The organism is Rhodococcus sp. O3 (assembly GCF_048897285.1).
In the GTDB taxonomy this organism is placed as follows: Bacteria; Actinomycetota; Actinomycetes; order Mycobacteriales; family Mycobacteriaceae; genus Rhodococcus.
Genome location: NZ_JBMBTE010000067.1, coordinates 1 through 22,973 on the forward strand (window position 1 = coordinate 1; position 22,973 = coordinate 22,973).

19 protein-coding genes are annotated in these 22,973 nt (G+C 69.2%); 12 read left to right on the top strand and 7 right to left on the bottom strand.

What is annotated here, in order from left to right; all coding sequences use genetic code 11:
- The 3 genes from ACN675_RS18355 to ACN675_RS18365 form a co-directional block, all read right to left on the bottom strand.
- Positions 1 to 825, bottom strand: an 825-nt coding sequence (locus tag ACN675_RS18355) for a mycofactocin-coupled SDR family oxidoreductase (protein ID WP_420752199.1), incomplete at its 3' end; no start/stop codon positions are given.
- A 59-nt stretch (positions 826 to 884) separates the two neighbouring features.
- On the bottom strand, positions 885 to 2,165 hold the full coding sequence (locus tag ACN675_RS18360) for a cytochrome P450 (protein ID WP_420752200.1): 1,281 nt from the start codon (positions 2,163 to 2,165) through the stop codon (positions 885 to 887).
- Positions 2,166 to 2,197: 32 nt separating this feature from the next.
- Positions 2,198 to 2,398 (bottom strand): ferredoxin, encoded by a 201-nt coding sequence (locus ACN675_RS18365; protein ID WP_420752201.1) that lies wholly within the window; start codon positions 2,396 to 2,398, stop codon positions 2,198 to 2,200.
- Between the two features lie 143 nt (positions 2,399 to 2,541).
- On the opposite strand from ACN675_RS18365, the gene ACN675_RS18370 reads away from it, so the two are divergent.
- From ACN675_RS18370 to ACN675_RS18405, 8 genes are all read left to right on the top strand, one after another.
- Positions 2,542 to 3,159 carry a TetR family transcriptional regulator gene (locus tag ACN675_RS18370; protein WP_420752202.1) on the top strand — a complete coding sequence of 206 codons (618 nt, stop codon included), beginning with the start codon at positions 2,542 to 2,544 and terminating at the stop codon, positions 3,157 to 3,159.
- A gap of 107 nt (positions 3,160 to 3,266) precedes the next feature.
- The gene (locus tag ACN675_RS18375; RefSeq protein WP_420752203.1) at positions 3,267 to 5,297 is read left to right on the top strand and encodes a cytochrome c oxidase assembly protein; all 2,031 of its coding nucleotides are present in this window, start codon (positions 3,267 to 3,269) and stop codon (positions 5,295 to 5,297) included.
- 67 nt (positions 5,298 to 5,364) lie between these two features.
- The gene (locus ACN675_RS18380; RefSeq protein WP_420752204.1) at positions 5,365 to 6,486 is read left to right on the top strand and encodes a lipase family protein; all 1,122 of its coding nucleotides are present in this window, start codon (positions 5,365 to 5,367) and stop codon (positions 6,484 to 6,486) included.
- Between the two features lie 84 nt (positions 6,487 to 6,570).
- Positions 6,571 to 8,244, top strand: a complete 1,674-nt coding sequence (gene ettA, locus ACN675_RS18385) for an energy-dependent translational throttle protein EttA (RefSeq protein ID WP_420752205.1) — start codon at positions 6,571 to 6,573, stop codon at positions 8,242 to 8,244.
- Positions 8,237 to 8,668, top strand: coding sequence for an acyl-CoA thioesterase (locus ACN675_RS18390; RefSeq protein ID WP_420752206.1), 432 nt, complete (start codon positions 8,237 to 8,239; stop codon positions 8,666 to 8,668). Before ettA ends, ACN675_RS18390 begins: the two co-directional genes overlap by 8 nt.
- 102 nt (positions 8,669 to 8,770) lie before the next feature.
- Positions 8,771 to 13,561 (top strand): NAD-glutamate dehydrogenase, encoded by a 4,791-nt coding sequence (locus ACN675_RS18395; RefSeq protein WP_420752207.1) that lies wholly within the window; start codon positions 8,771 to 8,773, stop codon positions 13,559 to 13,561.
- Positions 13,562 to 13,564: 3 nt separating this feature from the next.
- Complete coding sequence (locus ACN675_RS18400) at positions 13,565 to 13,999, top strand: acyl-CoA thioesterase (protein WP_420752208.1); 435 nt, start codon at positions 13,565 to 13,567, stop codon at positions 13,997 to 13,999.
- Positions 13,992 to 14,687, top strand: a complete 696-nt coding sequence (locus ACN675_RS18405; RefSeq protein ID WP_420752209.1) for a hypothetical protein — start codon at positions 13,992 to 13,994, stop codon at positions 14,685 to 14,687. Before ACN675_RS18400 ends, ACN675_RS18405 begins: the two co-directional genes overlap by 8 nt.
- A gap of 40 nt (positions 14,688 to 14,727) precedes the next feature.
- Here ACN675_RS18405 and ACN675_RS18410 read toward each other — a convergent pair whose 3' ends face one another.
- Positions 14,728 to 16,314, bottom strand: a complete 1,587-nt coding sequence (locus tag ACN675_RS18410; RefSeq protein ID WP_420752210.1) for a glycoside hydrolase family 13 protein — start codon at positions 16,312 to 16,314, stop codon at positions 14,728 to 14,730.
- Positions 16,315 to 16,465: 151 nt separating this feature from the next.
- On the opposite strand from ACN675_RS18410, the gene ACN675_RS18415 reads away from it, so the two are divergent.
- A complete protein-coding gene (locus tag ACN675_RS18415; protein ID WP_420752211.1) occupies positions 16,466 to 16,888 on the top strand; it encodes a cupin domain-containing protein in 423 nt (140 codons plus the stop codon).
- Between the two features lie 24 nt (positions 16,889 to 16,912).
- Here the strand turns inward: ACN675_RS18415 and ACN675_RS18420 are convergent, their stop codons facing one another.
- Positions 16,913 to 17,305 (bottom strand): globin, encoded by a 393-nt coding sequence (locus ACN675_RS18420; RefSeq protein WP_197251994.1) that lies wholly within the window; start codon positions 17,303 to 17,305, stop codon positions 16,913 to 16,915.
- A 163-nt stretch (positions 17,306 to 17,468) separates the two neighbouring features.
- On the opposite strand from ACN675_RS18420, the gene ACN675_RS18425 reads away from it, so the two are divergent.
- The 3 genes from ACN675_RS18425 (at position 17,469) to ACN675_RS18435 (ending at position 18,886) form a co-directional block, all read left to right on the top strand.
- Positions 17,469 to 18,095 (top strand): HNH endonuclease, encoded by a 627-nt coding sequence (locus ACN675_RS18425; RefSeq protein WP_420752212.1) that lies wholly within the window; start codon positions 17,469 to 17,471, stop codon positions 18,093 to 18,095.
- Positions 18,096 to 18,159: 64 nt separating this feature from the next.
- Positions 18,160 to 18,417: a hypothetical protein gene (locus tag ACN675_RS18430; protein WP_197251992.1), complete on the top strand. Its 258-nt coding sequence runs from the start codon at positions 18,160 to 18,162 to the stop codon at positions 18,415 to 18,417.
- On the top strand, positions 18,404 to 18,886 hold the full coding sequence (locus ACN675_RS18435; protein WP_420752213.1) for a DUF5130 family protein: 483 nt from the start codon (positions 18,404 to 18,406) through the stop codon (positions 18,884 to 18,886). Before ACN675_RS18430 ends, ACN675_RS18435 begins: the two co-directional genes overlap by 14 nt.
- 108 nt (positions 18,887 to 18,994) lie before the next feature.
- Here ACN675_RS18435 and pepN read toward each other — a convergent pair whose 3' ends face one another.
- Together pepN and ACN675_RS18445 are read right to left on the bottom strand one after the other, a co-directional pair.
- Positions 18,995 to 21,577: an aminopeptidase N gene (gene pepN, locus ACN675_RS18440; RefSeq protein ID WP_420752214.1), complete on the bottom strand. Its 2,583-nt coding sequence runs from the start codon at positions 21,575 to 21,577 to the stop codon at positions 18,995 to 18,997.
- Between the two features lie 92 nt (positions 21,578 to 21,669).
- Positions 21,670 to 22,902, bottom strand: a complete 1,233-nt coding sequence (locus ACN675_RS18445) for an NAD(P)/FAD-dependent oxidoreductase (protein ID WP_420752215.1) — start codon at positions 22,900 to 22,902, stop codon at positions 21,670 to 21,672.
- Positions 22,903 to 22,973 lie beyond the last annotated feature (71 nt).

The window sequence follows — 22,973 nt, forward strand, 5'->3', positions numbered from 1 at the left end:
GCCCGCATCCACGGTGAGCGTGAGCCCTGTGACGTAGCGGGATTCGTCGGACGCCAGGAACAACACGGCGTTGCTGATGTCCTCCGGTTCCACCCAGCCGATCGGCAGGACGTGCATCATCTGGGTGACGACCTTCATGTCCTCCGGCCCCGGGTTCTCGAGGTCGGGGCGGAACATCTTCATCGTCTCCTCGTTCATGAACATCGGCGTGTTCACGTTCGTGGGGTGGACGGTATTGACGCGGATGGAGTGCTGTCCCAGCTCGACGGCGAACGTGCGCATCAGGCCGACCACGCCGTGCTTCGCGGCGATGTACGGTCCCATGGTCGGGTAGGCCTTCAACCCGCCCACCGAGCTGGTGAGGATGATCGAGCCGCCGTTTCCTGCCGCGATCATGTGCGGTACAGCGGCTTTCACCGACTTCCACACCCCGGACAGGTTGATGTCCATCATCTCCTGCCAGTCCACCTCGTCGGTGTGGTCGAGGGTGAAGCCACCTGTTCCGATGCCCGCGTTCGCCGCGACGATGTCGAGCCGGCCCAACTGTGCGACGCCGTCGTCGACCGCGGCCTTCAGTGCGTCGAAATCGCGGACGTCCACCTGGGCGGTCACGATGCGACGGTCGAGAGCCTTGACCAGCTCGACGGTTTCGGCCAGGTCGTCCGGGGTGGACGGGGCGATCAGTGCGCCTTCCCGGATCGGACCGCAGATGTCGACGGCGATGATGTCGGCGCCTTCCTGCGCCAGCCGCACCGCGTGGCTGCGTCCCTGTCCACGGGCCGCTCCCGTGACGAACGCGACCTTGCCTTCTACTCTCCCTGCCATGTCTTGCCTTTCGTTCGGCGCATCGAGCGGCCGCTCGACGCGATGCCGGGGATTTGTTGCTAGCTCGTCGGGGTGAACTCGATGTGGAGTTCGGTGAGTCCCCGCAGCAGGAACGTGGGTTCGTAGGTGTACCGGCGGTCGGTCGCCGGGCCGTGCTCGGTTTCGGAGAGCCGGATCTCGCTCATCCGATCGAGCAGGCGATTGAGGGTGATCTGGCCTTCGATGCGGGCCAGCGGTGCACCCGCGCAGGTGTGGAGTCCGCGGCCGAACGCGATGTGGTCGTGGGCGTTGCTCCGGTCGAAGCGGAACTCGTTCGGTTCCTCGAACTTGCGCGGATCACGGTTCGCGGCAGCGAGACTGAGCATCACCACGGTTCCGGCCGGGATGTCGACGTCGCCGATCGTGGTGGTCTTGCGGGCGAGGCGGAAGTCCACCTTCGTCGGGCTGTCGAAGCGGAGGGACTCCTCGATGAAGGGCCGGATGAGGCTGCGGTCCTCCCGCAGGATCTTCTGGTACTCCGGTCGATCGCCGAGTACCCGCAGTGCCGAGCTGAGCAGCTTCGTCACGGTCTCCTGACCGGCGGCGAACAGGAAGGTTGCGGGCCGCACGACCTCGATGATCTCGGGGATCGAGCCGTCCGGGTAGGTCGCGGCGGCGAGACCGCTGAGGATGTCGCCTCGGGGATCACGTCGTCGCTCGGTGAGGTAGCCGCTGAAACGATCGTCCAGGTATTCGAGCGGATTGATCCCGACCGGCTCGCCGTCGAGGGCACCGACCCGCGCACCGGGTCGTACATCCGCGCCCAGCGCCCGCCGGAACTCGTCGCGGTCCTCCTGCGGGACGCCGAGCAGATCGGCGATGGCCAGCGTCGCAAAGGGTTTGGCGTACTCGCCGAGGAACTCGCAGCGACCGTTGTCGATGAATTCGTCGAGTTGCTCGTTCGCGAGCGTCCACAGATACTCCTCGTTCTCCTTCAGGCGTTTCGGAGTGAGGAGCCGGCCCAGCAGCGCGCGGGCCTTCGTGTGGTCGGGCGGATCCATCGTGACGAGGTGCTCGAAGATCGGGAACTCGTGGCGGTGCGCTTCGATCTGCTCGGTGATGTCGTCGCCTTCGGGCACGAACGGCAGCGGGGGGAACGGTCCGCCGATCGAGTTGACCGCCGAGAGGGCGTCGCTGTTCTTGAATGCCTCGACCACCTCCTGGTACCCGGTGACGACCACGACGCCGTAGTGCGGTTCGCGGTGGACCGGGTTCCGGTCCCGGAGGTGATCGAAGTACGCGAAGGGGCTCTGCGCGACCTCTCCGTCGGAGAAGTAGTCGACTGATGCCAGATCGGTCATCGGAGTGCCGGCCTTTCGGTTCGGTGCGGTGGCTATGTCTCGGTGATGGTGATGGCCTGGCGTGGGCAGGCGCTGGCGGCGGATTTCACCTTGGGCCACAACGCTTCCGGTGGTGATTCGTCGCAGTGGGCGAGGTCGTCGTCGCCGAGGTCGAAGACTTCCGGTGCGATCTCGGTGCACAGGGCGTGCGCCTCGCAGAGATCGTGATCGACGTGCAGTCGTATCGGTGGCATGGGTGCTCCACAGGGTGAGTGCGGGCTGGAAACCGGCGGCGTGGGCGTTCCCGATCGGCCCGGTCGCCGCGTCGGAGCCGAGTAACCTTGTTACTGGCCATACGATAACCGGGTTACCACTACGCGGCAAGGAAATTCACAAAATGGAGAATGCTGATGGGGGAGGCGGGGTCGACCGGACCTCGGACCGACTCCTCGACACCGTCGTCGAACTCCTCGAAAGCGGGGGATACGACGCGGTCCAGCTACGAGAGGTGGCGCGGCGCGCCCGCACTTCGCTGACGACCATCTACAAGCGCTACCCGACGCGCGACGAGCTGATCCTGGCCGCGATCGAACGCTGGATGGCGGAGAACCACTCCGGCATCGTCAAGCAGAGCCGCGACCCGGGCGAGCCGTTGCACCCGGCGATGATGCGGGTGATGCGGGCGATCTTCGAACCGTGGGTACAGCACCCGGCGATGCTCCTCGCCTACTTCCGGGTGCGGACCGCGCCCGGCGGCGAAACCCTCGCCCTGCGGGGTTTCGACGTGGTCGTGCCCGTCGGTCAGGCGGTCCTCTCGGACGTGGACCCCGCCTTCGTCGCCGAACTGGAATCGATCCTGTCGAGCCTCGTCTACGGACTGGTCGGGCGATGCCGCGAGGGGCACATCGAGATCACCGACATCATCCCCACCATCGATCGCACCGTCTTCTGGCTGACGACCGGATACGAGTCCTCGCTCCGCAACGGGGACCCGGTGCCCACACGCCCGGAATGACCCCGGCCCCGCGGTCCCGTCGTCGACGCGGACCCGGTGGTGACGGTCGACACTGTGCTCCGACGTCGTGTCGTAGGGGACTCCGGGCACGTCCTACCCTGGTAGCCATGGCAGCACCCGAGCTCGCGCAGCCCGAATCCGAACCGACCTCCGCCCCACGATCGGGCACGACCGCCCTGTATGTCGTGTTCGGCGTCATTTCGGCGATCGTCGCGGCGATCGTGGTCGGACTGTCCGCGTCGCAGGCGCTCGTGCTGCTCGGTATCCCCGATCCCGGCCCGCTCACCACCTACGGCCTGCCGGCGGTCCGGGGTGTCGCGGAGATCGCCGCGGTCGCCACGATCGGTTCCCTGTTCTTCGCGGCCTTCCTCGTGCCCCCGCAACGCAGCGGCGTGCTCGACGTGGACGGCTATCGGTCTGTGCGGACCGCCGGGGCGGCGGCCGTCGTGTGGGCACTGTGCTCGGCGCTGCTGGTGCCGCTGACCCTGTCGGACACCTCCGGGCAGCCGCTCGGGGAGGCGATCAAGCCGGTGAACATGTGGCGGGCCGTCGGGCAGGTCGAGGTCGCGTCGGCGTGGGCGTGGACGCTCGTCCTCACCGTGGTGCTGGCGATGCTCATCCGTTTCGCGGTGCGCTGGGCGTGGGTGCCCTACCTGCTGCTGCTGTCCCTGATCGCGCTGCTGCCGATCGCCCTCACCGGGCACTCCTCCTCGGGCGGCTCGCACGACATGGCCACCAACAGCCTCGTGCTGCACCTGGTGGCGGCCTCGGTGTGGGCCGGCGGTCTGTTCGCGTTGTTCGTGCACGCGCGCCGCGGCGGTGACCACACCGATCTCGCGGCCCACCGGTTCTCGGTCGTCGCGACCATCGCGTTCGTGGTGATGGCGCTGAGCGGCATCGTCAACTCCGCCGTGCGGGTGCCGTTCGACGACCTCCTGACCACCACCTACGGACGGCTCGTCGTCGCGAAGGCCGTCGCCCTGATCCTCATCGGCATCCTCGGCTGGGCACAGCGCCGCCGCGCGCTGCCGGCCCTCGAGGCCGACCCCACCAGCCGCGGCGCCCTGGTCCGGTTCGCGGCGGTGGAAGCCATCCTGCTCGCGGCGACGGTCGGCTTGGCCGTCGGATTGGGCCGCACCCCGCCGCCCGCCCCGACATCGTCGCCGAGCGTCCTCGAGGTGGAACTCGGCTACAACCTCGACGGCCCGCCCACCTTCGCGAACCTGTTCTTCGGCCCGTGGCGCTTCGACCTGATCTTCGGCACCGCGGCCGTCGTGCTCACCGCCGCCTACGCGCTCGGCATGTGGACGCTGCGCAAGCGCGGCGACTCCTGGCCGGTGGGCCGGGCGATCGCCTGGTTCAGCGGATGCTTCGTGCTGCTGGTCGCGACGTCCTCGGGTGTCGGGATGTACTCGCCGGCGATGTTCAGCGTCCACATGGGCGCGCACATGGCGATGTCGATGCTCGCTCCCGTGCTGCTCGCGCTCGGCGGTGCGATGACGCTCGCGCTGCGCGCGTTCAAACCGGCCGGTCGCGACGGAGCGCCCGGCCCGCGCGAGTGGATCCTCGAATTCCTGCACAGCCCGCCGTCACGGTTCTTCACCCATCCGCTGGTGGCGTCGGTGATGTTCGTCGGCGGCTTCTACGCGCTGTACCTGGGCGGAATCTTCGAATCCTCCGTCGACAGCCACGCCGCGCACGTGCTGATGAACCTGCACTTCCTGATGAGCGGTTACCTCTTCTACTGGGTGGTGATCGGCGTCGACCCGTCCCCGCGGGACGTGCAGCCGGTGACCAAGCTGGCGATGGTGTTCGGCTCGCTGCCGTTCCACGCGTTCTTCGGTGTCACGCTCATGAGCATGGGCACGGTGATGGCCGAGGCGTACTACCGCGGCCTGGCGCTGCCGTGGAACGAGGACGTGTTCTCCGACCAGAAGGTCGGCGGCAGCATCGCCTGGTCCGCGGGCGAGATCCCGCTGGTGCTGGTGATGCTCGCGCTGCTCGTGCAGTGGTCGCGCAGCGACGACCGCATCGCGCGGCGCGTCGACCGGGCCGCGGAGCGGGACCACGACGCCGAGCTCGCCGCGCACAACGCGATGTTCGCCGAACTCGCGCGCCGCGACCGCGAAGGCCGCTGATCGGGCACCGAACCGGTCCGCGTCTGCCACGCTGAAAGCGGCAGATCGGCGGACACGGGGGTGGGCGATGGGTGGGGTGCGGGTCGGGCTCGCCACGGTTCTGGGCGCGGTGGTCCTCTGTGCTGCGCTGACACCGACGGCCGGAGCCGACCCGGTCCCCGGATCGGTGATCGACGTGCAGCCGCTGCCCGCCGAACTGTCGTTGCCGGGTGCCGCCGTCGCCGAGCGCATCGAATACCGCACGCAATGGCGGTCCGGCGCCCCGGCCGTCGGCACCGGGGTGCTGTTCCTGCCGCCGGGCCCCGCGCCCGCCGAGGGCCGCCCGGTGGTGGCGTGGGCGCACGGGACGTACGGCATCGCCGACGACTGCGCACCGTCGGTGCGGCCGCGCGGACCCCGCGACACCGCCTACCTCGATCACTGGCTCGCGCAGGGATACGCGGTGGTTGCGGCGGACTATCCCGGTCTGGGGACCGAGGGCATCCACACCTACCTGGACGGTCCGAGCGCCGCGAACAGCATCGTCGACATCGTCCGCGCGGCCCGCACGGTCGAACCCGGGCTGTCGGACCGCTGGGTCGTCGTCGGCCAGTCCCAGGGCGGGCACGCGGCCCTGCACACCGCGCACGCGGCCACCGCCCGCGCCCCCGAACTGGACTTCCGGGGCATGGTCGCGACGGGCGCACCGTCGAACCTCGAGCTGCTGTACCCGCTCGGTTTCCCCGGTTTTCCCGACCTCGGTCTCGAGGGCCTGACCGCCTACACCGGCTACCTGTTCGCGGGTCTGCGGGCGGCTCGCCCCGACCTGGACGTGAACAGCTACCTGTCGCCGCTCGGTGTCGAACTGCTCGATGCCGCCGAATCGCTCTGTTACGAGGAGCTCGACGACCGGTACGGAAGCGTGAACGTCGGGCAACTGCTGTCCCGGCCGCTCTGGGACGAGCGGTTCCGGTCGGTGTTCGCCGACTACGTGGGGGTTCCGACCCGCGGCTACGACCGGCCCCTGTTCCTCGGCCAGGGCCTGCGCGACACGATGGTGCCGGCGCCGCTGTCGGTGAAGCTGGCCGCCGACCTCACCGCGGGCGGCGCCGACCTGCGGTTCCGGCCGTATCCGGGGGATCACGACGACACGATGTTCGCGTCGCTGGCGGACACGACGCCGTTCGTGGCGGGGGTGTTCGCCGGATAGCCGCTCCGGCTGTGCGTGCGCTCGCGGGCGAGGGAGAAAGTCCAGGATGTGGGTTCCCACGCCCGGCCCGATACGCTGGTACGCATGGCGGAGTTTATCTACACGATGAAGAAGGTGCGCAAGGCGCACGGTGACAAGGTCATCCTCGACGATGTCACCATGAGCTTCTACCCGGGAGCCAAGATCGGTGTCGTCGGACCGAACGGCGCGGGCAAGTCGTCGATCCTGAAGATCATGGCCGGGCTGGATCAGCCCAGCAACGGCGAGGCATTCCTCGACCCGGAAGCGACCGTCGGCATCCTGCTGCAGGAACCTCCGCTCAACGAGGAGAAGACGGTCCGGGGCAACGTCGAGGAGGGCCTCGGCGAGATCAAGGTCAAGCTCGACCGGTTCAACGAGATCGCCGAGCTCATGGCGACCGACTACTCGGACGAGCTGATGGAGGAGATGGGCAAGCTCCAGGAGGAGCTCGACCACGCCAACGCGTGGGACATCGACTCGCAGCTCGAGCAGGCGATGGACGCGCTGCGCTGCCCGCCGCCGGACGAGCCGGTCACCCACCTCTCCGGTGGTGAGCGCCGCCGTGTCGCGCTGTGCAAGCTGCTGCTGAGCAAGCCGGACCTGCTGCTCCTCGACGAGCCCACCAACCACCTCGACGCCGAGTCGGTGCTGTGGCTCGAGCAGTTCCTCGCGTCCTACCCGGGCGCGGTGCTGGCCGTCACCCACGACCGGTACTTCCTCGATCACGTCGCGCAGTGGATCTGTGAGGTCGACCGCGGCAAGCTGCATCCCTACGAGGGCAACTACTCCACCTACCTGGAGAAGAAGGCCGAGCGCCTCGAGGTGCAGGGCAAGAAGGACCAGAAGCTCCAGAAGCGCCTCAAGGAGGAACTCGAGTGGGTCCGCTCGGGCGCCAAGGCCCGGCAGACCAAGAACAAGGCGCGTCTGGCCCGCTACGAGGAGATGGCCGCCGAAGCCGAGAAGCACCGCAAGCTCGACTTCGAGGAGATCCAGATCCCGACGCCGCCGCGCCTGGGCAACGTCGTCGTCGAGGTCTCGCACCTGGACAAGGGCTTCGACGGCCGGGTTCTCATCAAGGACCTGTCCTTCACCCTGCCGCGCAACGGCATCGTCGGTGTGATCGGCCCCAACGGCGTCGGCAAGACCACCCTGTTCAAGACCATCGTCGGGCTCGAGCAGCCCGACTCGGGCACCGTCAAGGTCGGCGACACGGTCAAGCTCAGCTACGTCGACCAGACCCGCGCGAACATCGACCCCAAGAAGACCGTGTGGGAGGTCGTCTCGGACGGGCTCGACTTCATCGAGGTCGGGCAGAACGAGATGCCGTCGCGCGCGTACGTGTCCGCGTTCGGGTTCAAGGGCCCGGATCAGCAGAAGCCGGCGGAGGTGCTCTCCGGTGGTGAGCGCAACCGCCTGAACCTCGCGCTGACCCTCAAGGAGGGCGGCAACCTGATCCTGCTCGACGAGCCGACCAACGACCTCGACGTCGAAACCCTCAGCTCGCTGGAGAACGCGCTGCAGCAGTTCCCGGGTTGCGCCGTCGTGATCTCCCACGACCGCTGGTTCCTGGACCGCACCTGCACCCACATCCTCGCGTGGGAGGGCAACGTCGAGGAAGGCCGCTGGTTCTGGTTCGAGGGCAACTTCGAGGCGTACGAGGCGAACAAGATCGAGCGTCTCGGCGCCGAGGCCGCCCGCCCGCACCGGGTCACCCACCGGAAGCTGACGCGTGACTGACCCCCGCGTGACCGACCAGGGCGGCAAGGTGTTCTCCTGCGAGCTCGAGGTGCGCTGGGCCGATTCCGATCGGCTCGGGCACGTGAACAACACCAAGTTCGTCGAGTACATGCAGGAGGCGCGGATCAAGTTCTTCCGATCCGCACCGTTCGAGCCCCGGCCGGTCGTGGTGCGCAAGACCGACGTCGAATTCCTGCGACCGCTCAAGGACGAGTCGGGCCCGATCACCGTCACGGTGTCGGTGCTGCGGCTCGGCACCACGTCCTACACGCTCCGGCACGTTGTCACCGACGTGCACGGCAACGTGTGCGGACACGGTGACGCGGTGCTGGTCGGGTTCGACCCCGCCACCGACTCCGCGCGGCCGCTCACCGACGACGAGCGCCGGATGCTCGGTGAATACCTGAGCGTACCCGTCGGCTGACGCTCGTTTCCCTCCTCCGACGCCACGCCGCGGATAGGCTCGACTTCGGGCCTGTCCGCGGCGTTCGCGTTTGCGCAGCAGATCCGAGTGAGGAGGGTCATCATGGCCGAGTCGCCTGCATCGCAGCATGTTTCGTCGGATCTCGAGGTACTGGAACGGGCATATCGACAGGGTGGCGGTGAGCTCGCCGATCTGCGCCGTGCGGTTCAGGCGCATCTGGAACTGGGACGGCACCGCCCGTCGGGTACCGCCGTGACGCACGTGTACCGAGCGGGGCGCCGCGACGGGATCGGTCCGGCCGTGCAGATCGTCACCGACGACATGCCGCTGCTGGTGGAATCGGTGACGTCCCTGCTGGAGCGGCTCGGTGTCACCGTCGGCGACGTCGTGCACCCGATCTTCGGGGCCCGGCGCGGACCGACGGGGGAACTGGTCGCGCTGACCACCGTCTCGGCGGGGGCCGACGACGCCACCGCCGAATCGTGGATCCACGTGCAGCTGCACCCCACCACCACCGATTCGGCGCTCGACGCCGTGGACACCGAACTTCCGGTGGTGCTCGCCGATGTCCGCCAGGTGGTGACGGACACCGAGGCCATGCAGGACCGCAGCCGCGAACTCGAGGCGTACCTGGAGGCGCTCGCCACCGACCCGCCGGGCACGCGCACCGCCGAGGAGCTGACCGAGACGGCGGCACTGCTGCGCTGGCTGGGAGAGGGCAACTACGCCCTGCTCGGCTACCGCCAGTACAACCTCGGAGACCCGGACGAGCAGGGCGCGCGCCCGATCCACCCTGTACCGGGCAGCGGCCTCGGTCTGCTCCGCGACCAGGCGACACACGATCCGATCGATCTGCCGGCCGTCGCCGAACCGGCGGACCGTCCGCTGCTGGTGCTCACCGAGGGCTCGCTGCCGGCGACCGTGCACCGGTCGGTGTACCCGTACTTCGTGGACGTGGCGAACCTCGACGACGACGGCCGCATCGTCGGCGAGCACCGGTTCCTCGGGGTGCTCACGGTCACCGCGCTGCACGAGAACGTCCTCGACATCCCGATGCTCTCGCGCCGGGTACGCGGTGCCATCGCCCGGGCCGGCGTGCCGATGTCCTCGTTCACCGGGCAGGCGATGCTCGAGATCATCCAGTCGATGCCGCGGATCGAGCTGTTCTCGATGGACACCGACACCCTGTACCGGACCGTGTCCTCGGTCGTGGGGATGCGTCGTCAGGTACGGCTGTTCGTGCGCGTCGATCCGTTCGGCCGCTACGTCTCGTGCCTGGTGTATCTGCCGCGTGACCGCTACACCACCCGCGTCCGCGTCGCCATGCAGCAGATCCTGTTGCGCGAATTCGGCGGGGGGACACTCGATTACACAGCCCGCGTCACCGAGGGCGATCTGGCGCAGCTGCACGTGACGATCCGGTCGGCGGTCGGTGCACCCGACGTCCGGGTCGACACGACCGAGGCCGAACGGCTGCGCATCCAGGGTCTGCTCGCCGAGGCCAGCCGCAGCTGGGACGACCGGCTCGCCGAGATCGCCGCGGACGACCCCACCATCGATCCTGCGCTCGTGAAGCGCTACTCGGAGGTCTTCCCCGACGCGTACAAGGAGGACTTCGACCCGGCGCACGCCCTCGCCGACGTGGCCCGTCTCGAGACGTTGCGGGCGGACTCGATCGACATGCTGCTGTACCGCCCCGACGACGCCGCGCCGCGCCGGTGGCGTTTCGCGCTCTACATCGGCAGCGAGGGAATCACCCTGAGCCGCGTGCTGCCGGCGCTGCAGAGCCTCGGTGTCGACGTCGTCGACGAGCGGCCGTACCAGATCATCCGCGCGGACCGGATGAGTTGCTGGATATACGATTTCGGGCTCGACATGCCGGTCGACGTGGATCCGGAATCCGCGATGCCGCAGCGCTTCACCGACGCCTTCGAGGCGGTGTGGCACGGGGCCGTCGCCGGCGACCGGTTCAACGAACTGGTTCTGCGCGCGGGGCTGACATGGCGCCGGGCCGCCATGCTGCGCGCCTACGCGAAATACCTGAAGCAGGCAGGCTTCCCGTACAGCGAGTACCGCATCGCCGGGGTGCTGCTGGCCGCCCCGGACACCACCGGTCTGTTCGTCGAACTGTTCGAGACGATGTTCGATCCGGAATTGCTTCCGGCGGTCTCGGCCGCCCGTGAACGCGACCTCGTTGCGGCACTCGAGCGGGCGATCGACGCCGTCACGGGTCTCGACGCCGACCGCATCCTGCGTGGACTGTTCGCGCTGATCCGAGCCACCCTGCGCACCAACTACTTCGTTCCGGTCGACGACCGGGACGCCATGGGGCGCATCCTGACGTTCAAGCTCGATCCCAGCGAGATCGACGAATTGCCGCGCCCCCGGCCGAAATTCGAGATGTTCGTCTATTCGCCCGAAGTCGAGGGTGTGCACCTGCGGTTCGGTCCGGTCGCGCGTGGTGGGCTGCGCTGGTCCGACCGGCGCGAGGACTACCGCACCGAGATCCTCGGTCTCGCCAAGGCCCAGGCCGTCAAGAACGCGGTGATCGTGCCGGTCGGCGCCAAGGGTGGGTTCGTGGTCAAGAAGCCCGTCGCCCCCACCGGGGACCCCGCGGTCGACCGTGTCGCCGTCCGCGTGCAGGGCGAACGCTGCTACCGCCGGTTCATCGGCGGCATGCTCGAGATCACCGACAACCTCGACCGAGCCACCAACCAGGCGATCCCGCCCGCCCGGGTCGTGCGCCGCGACAGCGACGACCCCTACCTCGTCGTCGCCGCGGACAAGGGCACCGCGTCCTTCTCCGACCTCGCCAACGAGGTTGCGCGCGAACATCGCTTCTGGCTCGACGACGCGTTCGCCTCGGGCGGTTCGGCCGGATACGACCACAAGGCGATGGGCATCACCGCGCGCGGAGCGTGGGAGAGCGTCAAACGCCACTTCGCCGAATTCGGTCTCGACACGCAGACGCAGGACTTCACCGTCGTCGGCATCGGTGACATGAGTGGTGACGTCTTCGGCAACGGCATGCTGCTCAGCGAGCACATCCGTCTCGTCGCCGCATTCGACCACCGGCACATCTTCCTCGACCCGGACCCCGACGCGGCCCGCTCCTATGCCGAACGACGCCGGCTGTTCGAACTGCCCCGGTCCTCCTGGGCCGACTACGATCCGGCGCTGATCGGCACCGGCGGCGGCGTGTGGGAACGCACCCGCAAGTCGATTCCGCTGGCACCGGAGGCCCGGGCCGCGCTGGGCCTGCCCGACGAGGTCACCGAACTGCCTCCGCCCGAGCTGATCCGCGCGATCCTGCGCGCCCCCGTCGACCTGCTGTGGAACGGCGGCATCGGCACCTACGTCAAGGCCCGCACCGAAACGCACGCGGACGTCGGGGACAAGAGCAACGACGCGGTCCGCGTCGACGGCGACGAGATCCGGGCTCGGGTGGTGGGGGAGGGCGGCAATCTCGGTGTGACCCCGCGCGGCCGCATCGAATACGCCCGTGCCGGCGGCAAGATCAATACCGACGCGATCGACAACTCCGCCGGGGTGGACTGCTCCGACCACGAGGTCAACATCAAGATCCTGCTCGATTCGATGGTCGCCGCCGGGGAACTGCCGGAGTCCGAACGCAATCCGCTCCTCGAATCCATGACCGACGACGTGGCCCGGCTGGTTCTCGCCGACAACATCGCCCAGAACGGGGTGCTCGGCGTCTCCCGGGCGTCGGCACCGGCGCTGCTCGGGGTGCACCAGCGGCAGCTCAACGCGCTCGTCGCCGAACGCGGCCTGGACCGCACCCTCGAGGCACTGCCGGACAACGACGAGATCGAAGAGCGGCTCGAGGCCGGTGAAGGACTGTCCTCACCGGAGTTGTGCACGTTGCTCGCCCACGTCAAACTCGCCCTCGTCGAGGACCTGCTCGAGACCGACCTGCCCGACAGCGAAACGTTCGCCACCCGGCTGCCCGGCTATTTCCCGGAACCGTTGCGGCAGCGGTTCCGCACCGGAATCAGGGCACATCCGCTGCGCCGGCAGATCGTCGCGACGATCCTCGCGAACGAAACCGTCGACAACGGTGGCATCAGTTACGTGTACCGGCTGAGCGAGGACGCCGGGGCGTCGAGCACGGACGCGATCCGTGCCTACGCGGCCGCCACCGAGATCTTCGGGCTGCCGCAGCTGTGGGCGCGCATCCGCAGCGCCGACATGCCCACCGACATCGCCGACGACCTGCTGCTCGAATCCAACCGGGTCCTGGACCGGGCCTCGAGATGGCTGCTGTCGAACCGGCCGCAGCCGCTGGCCGTCGGCGCCGAGATCAGCCGTTACCGGGCGCTGTTCGCGCAGCTGGCCCCGCGGGTGGGGGAATGGATGCGCGGCCACGTCCGCGAGGACCTCGGCGACCGAATGGCGCCGCTGCTCTCCCGTGGTGCCCCACGCGCCCTCACCGAGGATGTGTTCCGGCTGCTCGACCAGTTCCCGCTGCTCGACGTCATCGACATCGCCGACATCGTCGAACGGGACGAGGAGATCGTCGCCGAGCTGTACTACGCGATGGACGCGCACCTCGGCGTCGACCGGCTGCTGTCGGCGGTCTCCGAACTCGACCGGGGCGACCGGTGGCATTCGCTCGCGCGGCTCGCGCTGCGCGACGAGCTGTACGGATCGTTGCGGGCGCTGACCCGCGACGTGCTCGCCGGCGCCGAACCGGAGGAGACCTGCGTCGAGATGATCGAGGACTGGGAGCTGTCGAACGGGTCGCGGCTCGTGCGTGCGAGGGCGGCGCTCGAGGAGATATTCGCATCTGGAAACCTGGACCTGGCCACGCTGCTGGTGGCGGCACGGCAGATCAGGACCATGGTGCGCGCGGGTGCACCCGATCGGAGGTAGCACGTGAAGGATGCGGCGGAGCAGTTCGGGTTCCGGACCGAGGTGGTGGTGCGCTGGTCCGACATGGACGCCTTCCAGCACGTCAACCACGCGCGGATGGTGACCCTGCTCGAGGAGGCCCGCATCCCGTGGCTGTTCGCCGACGGCCGGCCCACCGTGAACCTGCGCGACGGAGCCGTCATCGCCGACCTGCACGTGCGGTACCGGGGCCAGCTGCGGCACGAGGACAGCCCGTTGGACGTGGTCATGTGGACCGAACAGGTGCGCGCCGTCGACTTCACCATCGGCTACGAGGTGCGGCCCGGTGGTGCGCCCGTCGACACCCCGCCGTCGATCGTCGCGTCGACGCAGATCGCCGCGTTCGACATCGACACCCAGAAGCTGCGCCGGCTCACCGCCCCCGAACGAGAATTCCTGCAGCGGTGGCGCCGTGGTTGAGCCGGCACACGCCGAACGGCAGGTCCACATCCCGGACGCGGACGACCGGGCCGACCTCGCGACCTTCCTGGGGCGGGCGCTGCGGCTCGACGAATCGACCGTCGTGCGGTTGCACCGCAGGAGCGACGGCCTGCTCGCGGCGTGGGTGCGCACGGGATTCGACGCGCTGGCCGTGCGAGTGCTGCGCGGCACCGTCACCCCCGCCGACACGTGCGTGGCCGCGGACGGACTGCGTGCGGCACTGACCGCACCCGATGCGGGGGAGAGCATCGATCCCGGCTGGGCGGTCGATTCGGCCTGGCGGGGGTCGCTGCCACCGGAGGACGGTTACGTCCACGTCGACGACGTTCCCGCGCGTGTGCTCGTCGATCTCGCCCAGCGCGGCGTCGCGGCGACCCGGGAGCAGGGGGCGCAGGGACCGCCGGTGTCGTTGCTCGCGCAGGAGGTACTCGAGGTCACCGGCGGCGGCATCACCGTCGGGGTACCCATGCGACTGGTGTTCGCGCTCAACGGCATGGGTTTCGTGCCCGTCGGCCGGGTGGGCGCCACCGCGGAGATCGACCTCGAGCGCATCGACCCCGCCGAGGTGGTGCGGGTGCGGGCCACCGCGACGTGGCTGCGGCTCGACGCCCGCTACGGTTCGGTGTATCTGCGGCGCGGTGGGGGGATCGGTCTGAACGTGTTGTGACGCACGGTCTTTCGTAGCTCCAGGTGGCCCGGCCGCGGTGTCACAGCAACCAGGCCGCGCTGTTCGGCGGCAGATGGGTCTCCACGCCGGGTGCGCTGGCGAGCAGCACCGCACCCGGGGGCAGCGGCACCGGCACATCCGTGGTGTTGAGCGCGCACGTCAGCCCGCCGTGCCGCCGGAACGCCAGGCAGCCGGGTGGGCTTCCGTACCAATCGATCCCGCCGGACAACTCCGGGCGGCGACGGCGCAGTTCGAGTGCCGCCCGGTACAGCGACAGCATCGACGTCACGTCCTCGAGCTGGCGTTCGGCGGTCAGCTCCGCCCAGTCGTCCGGTTGCGGCAGCCAGCCCTGCGCGGCCGAGGTGAACCCGAACGGCGGCCGGTCGCCCTCCCACGGCAACGGAACCCGGCAGCCGTCGCGACCGCGGTCGGTGTACCCGGACCGCTTCCACACCGGATCCTGCAGGGCCTCGTCGGGCAGCTCGACGTCGGCGAGCCCGAGTTCGGCACCGTTGTAGACGAATACCGCCCCCGGCAGCGCCAGTTCGACGAGGAGCATCGCCCGGGCCCGCGCGATCCCGGCCGGACCGCCGCCGAACCGGGTGACCTCCCGGGAGACGTCGTGATTGGACAGCGTCCACGTCGGCGTTCCCTGCACCGGAGCGACCGCGGCGAGGGAACCGTCGATCGCCTCCCGGATCGCGGTCGCGTCCCACCCGGTGAGCGCCAGGTGGAAGTCGAATCCGAGGTGCAGCTCGTCCGGTCGCAGATATTCCGCGAATCGCTGCGGGTCGTGCACCCAGATCTCGCCGATCGCCACCGCGTGCGGGTACTCGTCGAAGACCTTCCGGATCCGCCGGTGGATGTGGTGCACGTTCGGATCGTTGAACCGCGGATCGGTGTCGAAATGCGAGAGCAGCTTGTTCGACTGCCACCCGTGGTGGTCGGGCAGGCCGTCCGGTTTGGCCATGCCGTGCGCGACGTCGATGCGGAAGCCGTCGACGCCCCGATTCAGCCAGAACCGCAGTGTCCGTTCCAGGTCCGCGAAGACCTCTTCGTTGCCCCAGTTGAGGTCGGGTTGTTCGGGGGCGAACAGGTGCAGATACCACTGGCCGGGGGTGCCGTCGGGTTCGGTGATCCGCGTCCAGGCGGGACCGCCGAAGATGCTCGGCCAGTTGTTCGGGGGCTCGTCGCCGTCGGGACCCCGGCCGTCGCGGAAGTGGTAGCGGGCGCGTTCGCGGCTGCCCGGCGGTGCGGCCAGGGCGGCGAGGAACCACGGGTGCTCGTTGCTGGTGTGGTTCGGCACCAGATCCATCACGACGCGGATCCGCCGGGCGTGCGCCTCCCGGACCAGTTCGTCGAAGTCGTCGAGATCGCCGAACAGCGGGTCGATGTCCCGGGGATCGGACACGTCGTAACCATGATCGGCCATGGGGGACCGCATCACCGGGTTCAGCCAGATCGCGTCGACACCGAGCAGTTCGACGTAGCCGAGCCGCTCACGGATGCCGGCGAGATCGCCGACACCGTCACCGTTCGCGTCGGCGAACGACCGCGGATAGATCTGATAGAAGACGGCGTCGCGCCACCAGGGTGTCGGAGTAGGGGGCGTCGGAGCAGGAGGCACCGGAACAGGAGGCACCGGATCAGGGGGTGCCGGGGACGAAGTGCTCTGCGGCCTTGACACGCAAACATGTTGTCAAATCTCGGTCGCGGGTGTCGTGAGAGCCGGATCACGAGGTCGCGGCCGGGGGACCCCGCGTGATAGGACGATCCGCATGAAACGGACATCCGTGGTGGCCGCCCGCCTCGACGACGTCGAGCTCGCCGACGACCCGATCAACCCCGACTGGATCATCGCGGGCGACCCCCGCGCGCGCTGCGGACAGTGGTCGACCAGCACCGACCGGACCACGACCACCCACGTGTGGGACTGCACCGCGGGGCGGTTCAACTGGTTCTTCGCCGTCGACGAGATCGTGCACATCGTCGACGGCGCCGTCACCGTCTCCGCTGACGACTTCCCGGCCCGCACGTTGCGCGCCGGTGACGCCGCCCTGTTCCGCGCCGGAACCTGGGCGGTCTGGCAGGTCCCCGAATACGTGCGCAAGCACGCGATCCTGCGCCGGAACCTCCCCGCGCCGATCGCGTTCGCGCTGCGGGTCGTCACCAGGATCCGGTCGGTGCTCGGCCGCGGATGAGCCGCCGCACCGCACCGGACGGGGTCAGATCGGCGAGTTCATCAGCGAGTCGGCTGCCATGTCGATGTAGTCGAGCAACTGGCGGCGATGCGCGGCGTCGAGCGTGGTGTCGTCGATCGAGGCGATCGCCGTGTGCATGCACCGCAGCCACGCGTCCCGCTCGATCGGACCGATCTTGAACGGGTGGTGACGCATCCGCAGCCGCGGGTGCCCCCGCTCGTCGGAGTAGGTGCGGGGACCGCCCCAGTACTGTTCGAGGAACATGCGCATGCGGCGCTCCGCCGGGCCCAGATCCTCCTCCGGATACAGCGGCCGGACGACCTCGTCCTTGGCGACCTCTTCGTAGAAGCGCGCGGTGATCTTCCGAAACGTCTCGGCCCCGCCGATCGCGTCGTAGAAGGTCTGCTCGTCACTCATCGTTGCTCACCATTCCCTCTCGCCCGCCCATTGTGCCCGCTCGGGCCGGGAGGCCGCCGGGGCGGTGGGGGATGTTCACCGCACCGACAGCAATGGGTCGGCGAATTCGGGGTGCGAGGTCGCGGCATCCGTGGTGCACTATTGCCAGTCTTCCGGAGGTCGCATGAAGCACCGCAGCAGCGCACATCGACAACTCCCGCCCGCGGAGACCCTCGACGGGGTCCCGGGGGCCAACACTCTGCGAGTCGTGCGCGACCCCGGTGCCGTACCGGACTGGTTCACGTTGCGGGTGCTGCTGCTCAACGCCACCTTCGAACCGCTGACCGCGCTTCCTGCACGCCGCGCGGTGGTGCTCATGACCTGCGGCAAGGCCGACACCGTGCACGAGGACCCGCAGGCGCCGGTCGTGCACTCGGCGGAACGATCCGTGCAGCTGCCGTCGGTGATCCGGCTGCGCACCTTCGTCCGCGTGCCCTACCACGCGCGGGTGCCGATGACCCGGGCCGCGCTCATGCACCGGGACGGCAACCGGTGCGCCTACTGCGGCGCCAAGGCCGAAACCATCGATCACGTCGTCCCGCGCAGCCGCGGTGGCGAGCATTCCTGGGAGAACTGCGTCGCCTGTTGCGCGTCGTGCAACCACAAGAAGGCCGATCGGTTGCTCAGCGAACTGGGCTGGACGTTGCGGGCCTCACTGGTGCCGCCGAAGGGCCGGCACTGGCGTCTGCTGGCCACCTTGCCGGAGCTGCATCCGACCTGGCTGCCGTATCTGGGAGAGGGCGCCGCCTGAGCGCAACGGGGACATCCCGGGCCAAGTGCGCCGGGATGGTACCGGCTGGGCTACCGTTTGCGGTGTGAGCATTCTCGAGACAACCCTGATATTCGTGGGCATCCCATTGCTGGTGATCCTGATCGTCGCGGGGCTGGGCTACATCGGGCCGAAGTACGCGACCCCGAATCCGCCCGAGTACAAGCTCGGCGACAAGTGGGATCACGAGCCGGTGCTGTGGAGCGCTGTCGACGAGGTGACCGGACACGGTCACCACGGTGGACACGGACACGCCGGTTCTGCGACGGAACTGATCGGAGGTACCGCAAGTGGCAAGTGGTGACGTGATCCACGCCCCGGCGATCGCGCCGGAGAACCTGCCGTACGCCGCCGCACTGACGGCGAGCGGACGCATCTCGCGGGCCATCCCGCCCGGCGTCGCCTACACGTTCGACGAGAACCCGCCGTTCGCCGAGCGCGACCTGATCGCGCTCGACGATGCGCTCTCCGAGGCCACCCGCGCCACCAAGGTGCGGTTCAACACCTACATCGGTGACGCGACCGACCCGGCGGCGGCGACCGACGCGGTCTTCCCGCAGACCCCCGAGGCGGCGCGTTCGGTGCTCATCGCCGTCTACCCGAACCAGCGGTCGATCCAGATCCGCAGCGGCGTCGACGTCGCGGACCGCGTCACGGATCGGGTCGCGCAGCTCGGCGTGACCGCCGCGGTCGCGTCCTTCGGCCAGGGCCAGCTTCTCGACGGCCTGGTCAGCGCCGTCCGCGTCATCGCCAACGCGATCGTCGCGCCCTGATTCACGGCACTTCCGGCTCCGGCGCTTCGGTTTCCGGCGCTTACCACTGAGGGGTGTCTCCCTGCTGTTCGGCAGCAGGGAGACACCCCTCAGTCGGTGTAGCCGGTTTCAGGAGGCGTCGAAGGCGCGGGCCTTCAGCGACCGGACGATGCCGGCGCGGCCCTCGACGACGAGCCGGCGCAGCGCGGGCGGCAGATCGCCGGCGAGGAACTCGTCGGCCGCCGCGACCGACGCCTCCGAGATCGACCACGCCGGGTACAGGCCGACCACGACGGTCTGCGCGACCTCGCTCGATCGCCGCTCCCACACGCCCGGAACGTCCGCGAAGTACCGCGCCACGTACGGCTCGAGCAGTTCGCTCTGGCCGGCCGGGGCGAACCCTCCGATGATCGCGCGTGCGGTGATGTTCGGGACCGTGTCGTCGAAGATCACCGTCTGCCACACCTGTTCCTTGACCTCCGCCTGCGGACGTGCCGCCCGTGCGGCCGCCGCCTGACGGGCACCGGCGGCCGTCGGATCGCGCTCGGCCTCCGCGTCGATCACCGGGGACTCGACACCGTCGGCGTCGATCTCCCCGGCCGCGGCGAGCGCCTGCACGATCCGCCACCGCAGATCGGTGTCGACGACCAGCCCCGGCAACCCCACCGTCGACGGATCGGCGGCGAGCAGCTCGGCGAGCACCTCGGTGTGCCACGCCGACAACTGCGCCGTGGTCAGGGCGTTGACGAAGGCGAGCTGATGATCGGACCCCGGCTCGGCCGCGCGGGCCAGCTCCAGCAGCCGGTTCGCGTAGTCCACCCAGCCCTGGCTGTCCGCCCACGCCGGAGCCGCGTAGCTGCCCAGCGCGGTGTGTGCCTGCATGAGCAGCCGCTGCACGACACCCACCTCGCTTTCGGCGGCCACCCCGCGCTGCACGAGCGCCACGAAATCGCGGGCCTTGAGCTCGGCCTGACGCGTCATCTCCCACGCCGCCGACCACACGAGCGTGCGGGGCAGCGGCTCGGCGATGTCGCCGACCCGCTCGATCACCGTGCGCAGCGACTGCTCGTCGAGCCGCACCGAGCAGTACGTCAGGTCGTCGTCGTTGACGAGCACGAACTGCCCGCGCGGCACCCCGACCAGATCCGGCACGTCGGTGCGGGCGGCGGCGTCGACATCGATCTCGACGCGGTGGGTGCGCAGCAGCTTCCCGGAACCGTCGTCGTCGTACACGCCGATCGCCAGGCGGTGCACCCGGAACTCGCCTTCACCCGGCTGCGCTCCCTCCTGCACGACCGTGAACCGGGTGAACTTCCCGTCGGCGTCGACCTCGAAATCGGGCCGCATGATGTTCAGGCCCGTCGTCTTGAGCCACTGCGCACCCCACCCGGACAGGTCGCGGCCCGACGCCTTCTCGAGCGCCGCGAGCAGATCGTCGAAGGTCGCGTTGTCGTAGGCGTGGTCGCGGAAGTAGTCGCGCAGACCCGCCAGGAACGGTTCCTCGCCGACGTACGCGACGAGCTGCTTGAGCACCGACGCGCCCTTCGCGTAGGTGATGCCGTCGAAGTTGACCTCGACGGCCGCCAGATCGGGGATGTCCGCGGCGATCGGATGCGTCGACGGCAGCTGATCCTGCCGGTATGCCCACGACTTCTCGACGTTCGCGAATGTCGTCCACGCGTTGGTGTACTCGGTCGCGCGGGACTGGCACAGCACCGAGGCGAACGTCGCGAACGACTCGTTGAGCCACAGATCGTCCCACCAGCGCATGGTCACGAGGTCGCCGAACCACATGTGCGCCATCTCGTGGAGGACCGTCTCGGCGCGACGCTCGTACGACGCGCGGGTCACCTTCGACCGGAAGACGTAGTCCTCGAGGAACGTGACGGCCCCGGCGTTCTCCATCGCGCCCGCGTTGAACTCCGGCACGAACAACTGGTCGTACTTGCCGAACGCGTAGGGCACCCCGAAGTTGCGGTGGTAGAAGTCGAAGCCCTGCTTCGACTCGGTGAACAACCGGTCGGCGTCCATGAACTCGGCGAGCGACGCGCGGCAGTAGATGCCCAGCGGAATCGTGCCGTGCTCATCGGTGTACGCATCCGTCCACACCGAGTACGGACCGGCGATCAGCGCGACCAGGTAGGTGCTCATCCGCGGTGTCGTGCGGAAGATGTGCTTGCCGGGCGTGGCGGCGACGGTCTGCACCGTCTCGGCGTTGGAGATCACCGCCCAGTCCTCCGGCGCGGTGACCGACAGGTCGAACGTGGCCTTCAGGTCCGGCTGGTCGAAGCACGCGAACATGCGCTTGGCGTCGGCCGTCTCGAACTGCGAGTACAGGTACACCGCACCGTCGGTGGGATCGACGAATCGATGCAGGCCCTCACCGGTGTTCGTGTACAGGCAGTCCGCGTCGACGACGAGTTCGTTGCGTTCGGACAGTCCGGTCAGCGCGAGACCGGTGTCCTCGGTGTAGCCCGACACGTCGAGGGAGGAGCCGTTGAGCGTCGCCGAGTTCACCTTCTGCGCGATCAGGTCGATGAACGTCGACGCACCCTCGGTGGCGCCGAACGTGACCGTCGTGATCGAACGGAACGTGGTGGTGCCGGGTGCGCCCGCGCCGTCGGTGAGATCGAGTTCGATGCGGTAGTTGTCGACCGACAGGATCGCGGCCCGTTCAGCAGCCTGCTCACGGGTCAGATTCGGTGGTGCCACGAAGATCTCCTTCTACACGACGGGTTGCGACGGACCAATCCCATCACGTGCGGGGGCCGTGAACCCGTCGGACCCGCTGCGGGCGGCGAAGCTCACCCCGTGAGATCGGCCAGTGCCACACCCGGATCGGCGAGCCTCGCCCGGTCCACGGCGGTGCCGGAGCCCAGCAGCGCGCGGATCTCGTCGCCGGCATCCCAGATGTTGACGTTCATCCCCGCCCGTACCCGGTCGTCGGAGTCGAGCCAGAACGCCAGGAACTGCAGGCCCGCGACGTCGCCGCGGGTCACGACCGTCGCATCGCGCGGCGCGTGCCCCACGTACTCCATGCCCAGGTCGTACTGATCGGTGAAGAAGTAGGGGAGCCGCTCGTAGGACGCCGGCCGGCCCAGCATCGTCGCCGCCGCGACCGCCGGCTGGTTCAGCGCATTCGCCCAGTGCTCGACGCGGATCCGGCCGCCGAGCACCGGATGCTCGGCCTCGGCGATGTCGCCGACCGCGACGATGTCCGGATCGCTGGTGGTCAGCGCGCTGTCGACGAGGACCCCGCCGTCGACGGCGAGCCCCGCCTCCCGCGCGATCTCGATGTTCGGCACCGCGCCGACGGCGAGCAGCACCGCGTCGGCGGGGACGACACTGCCGTCGCCGAGGCGCACCCCGGTGGCCCGGCCCGATTCGACGACGATCTCCTCGACCGACGTCTGCAACCGCAGGTCGACGTCGTGCGCGCGGTGCAGGTCCGCGAACACGGCACCGATCTCGGGGCCCAGAGCGGCCTGCAACGGTTGTGCGGCCGTCTCGAGCACCGTCACCTCGGCGCCGTGCCCGCGGGCGTTCGCGGCGACCTCGAGCCCGATCCAGCCGGCACCGACGATCACCAGGCGGGCCCCGTCCGCCCGCACCACCGACAGCAGCGCGTCCGCGTCGTCGACGGTGCGCAGCACGTGTACCCCCGACGCGTCGGCGCCCGGCAGGGGGATCATCCGGGGCCGCGAGCCGGTCGCGAGCGCCAGCTTGTCGTAGTGCAGCGTCGAGTCGTCCGGCAGCGTCACCGTGTGCGCGGCCGGATCCAGCGCCGTGGCGGTGGTGCCCAGGCGCAACTCGATCCGGTGGTCGCGATACCAGTCGCCGCGCTGGACGGTGAAGTCCAGCAACCGCTTGTTGCCGGCGAAATACTCCTTCGACAGCGGCGGTCGCTCGTAGGGCAGATGCTCCTCGGTGCCGAGCAGCACGATGTGCCCGGGAAAATCGCGGGCGCGCAGTTCCTCGGCGGTCTTGGCGCCGGCCAGTCCGCCGCCGACGATCACGAACGTTTCTTCGCTGGGCATCGCAGTCTCCCGTGTCACGAGTCGTGCGGTTCGATTCGACCGTACGGTGTGCTGCGCGGGCGCCGGTGCGG

Bases quoted from the DNA above. Each gene is read 5' to 3' on its own strand.
- ACN675_RS18415 (WP_420752211.1), top strand. From the start codon at position 16,466: ATGAAACGGACATCCGTGGTGGCCGCCCGCCTCGACGACGTCGAGCTC.
- ettA (WP_420752205.1), top strand. From the start codon at position 6,571: ATGGCGGAGTTTATCTACACGATGAAGAAGGTGCGCAAGGCGCACGGT.
- ACN675_RS18380 (WP_420752204.1), top strand. From the start codon at position 5,365: ATGGGTGGGGTGCGGGTCGGGCTCGCCACGGTTCTGGGCGCGGTGGTC.
- ACN675_RS18420 (WP_197251994.1), bottom strand. From the start codon at position 17,305: ATGAGTGACGAGCAGACCTTCTACGACGCGATCGGCGGGGCCGAGACG.
- ACN675_RS18360 (WP_420752200.1), bottom strand. From the start codon at position 2,165: ATGACCGATCTGGCATCAGTCGACTACTTCTCCGACGGAGAGGTCGCG.
- ACN675_RS18395 (WP_420752207.1), top strand. From the start codon at position 8,771: ATGGCCGAGTCGCCTGCATCGCAGCATGTTTCGTCGGATCTCGAGGTA.
- ACN675_RS18370 (WP_420752202.1), top strand. From the start codon at position 2,542: ATGGAGAATGCTGATGGGGGAGGCGGGGTCGACCGGACCTCGGACCGA.
- ACN675_RS18425 (WP_420752212.1), top strand. From the start codon at position 17,469: ATGAAGCACCGCAGCAGCGCACATCGACAACTCCCGCCCGCGGAGACC.
- ACN675_RS18445 (WP_420752215.1), bottom strand. From the start codon at position 22,902: ATGCCCAGCGAAGAAACGTTCGTGATCGTCGGCGGCGGACTGGCCGGC.
- ACN675_RS18375 (WP_420752203.1), top strand. From the start codon at position 3,267: ATGGCAGCACCCGAGCTCGCGCAGCCCGAATCCGAACCGACCTCCGCC.
- ACN675_RS18365 (WP_420752201.1), bottom strand. From the start codon at position 2,398: ATGCCACCGATACGACTGCACGTCGATCACGATCTCTGCGAGGCGCAC.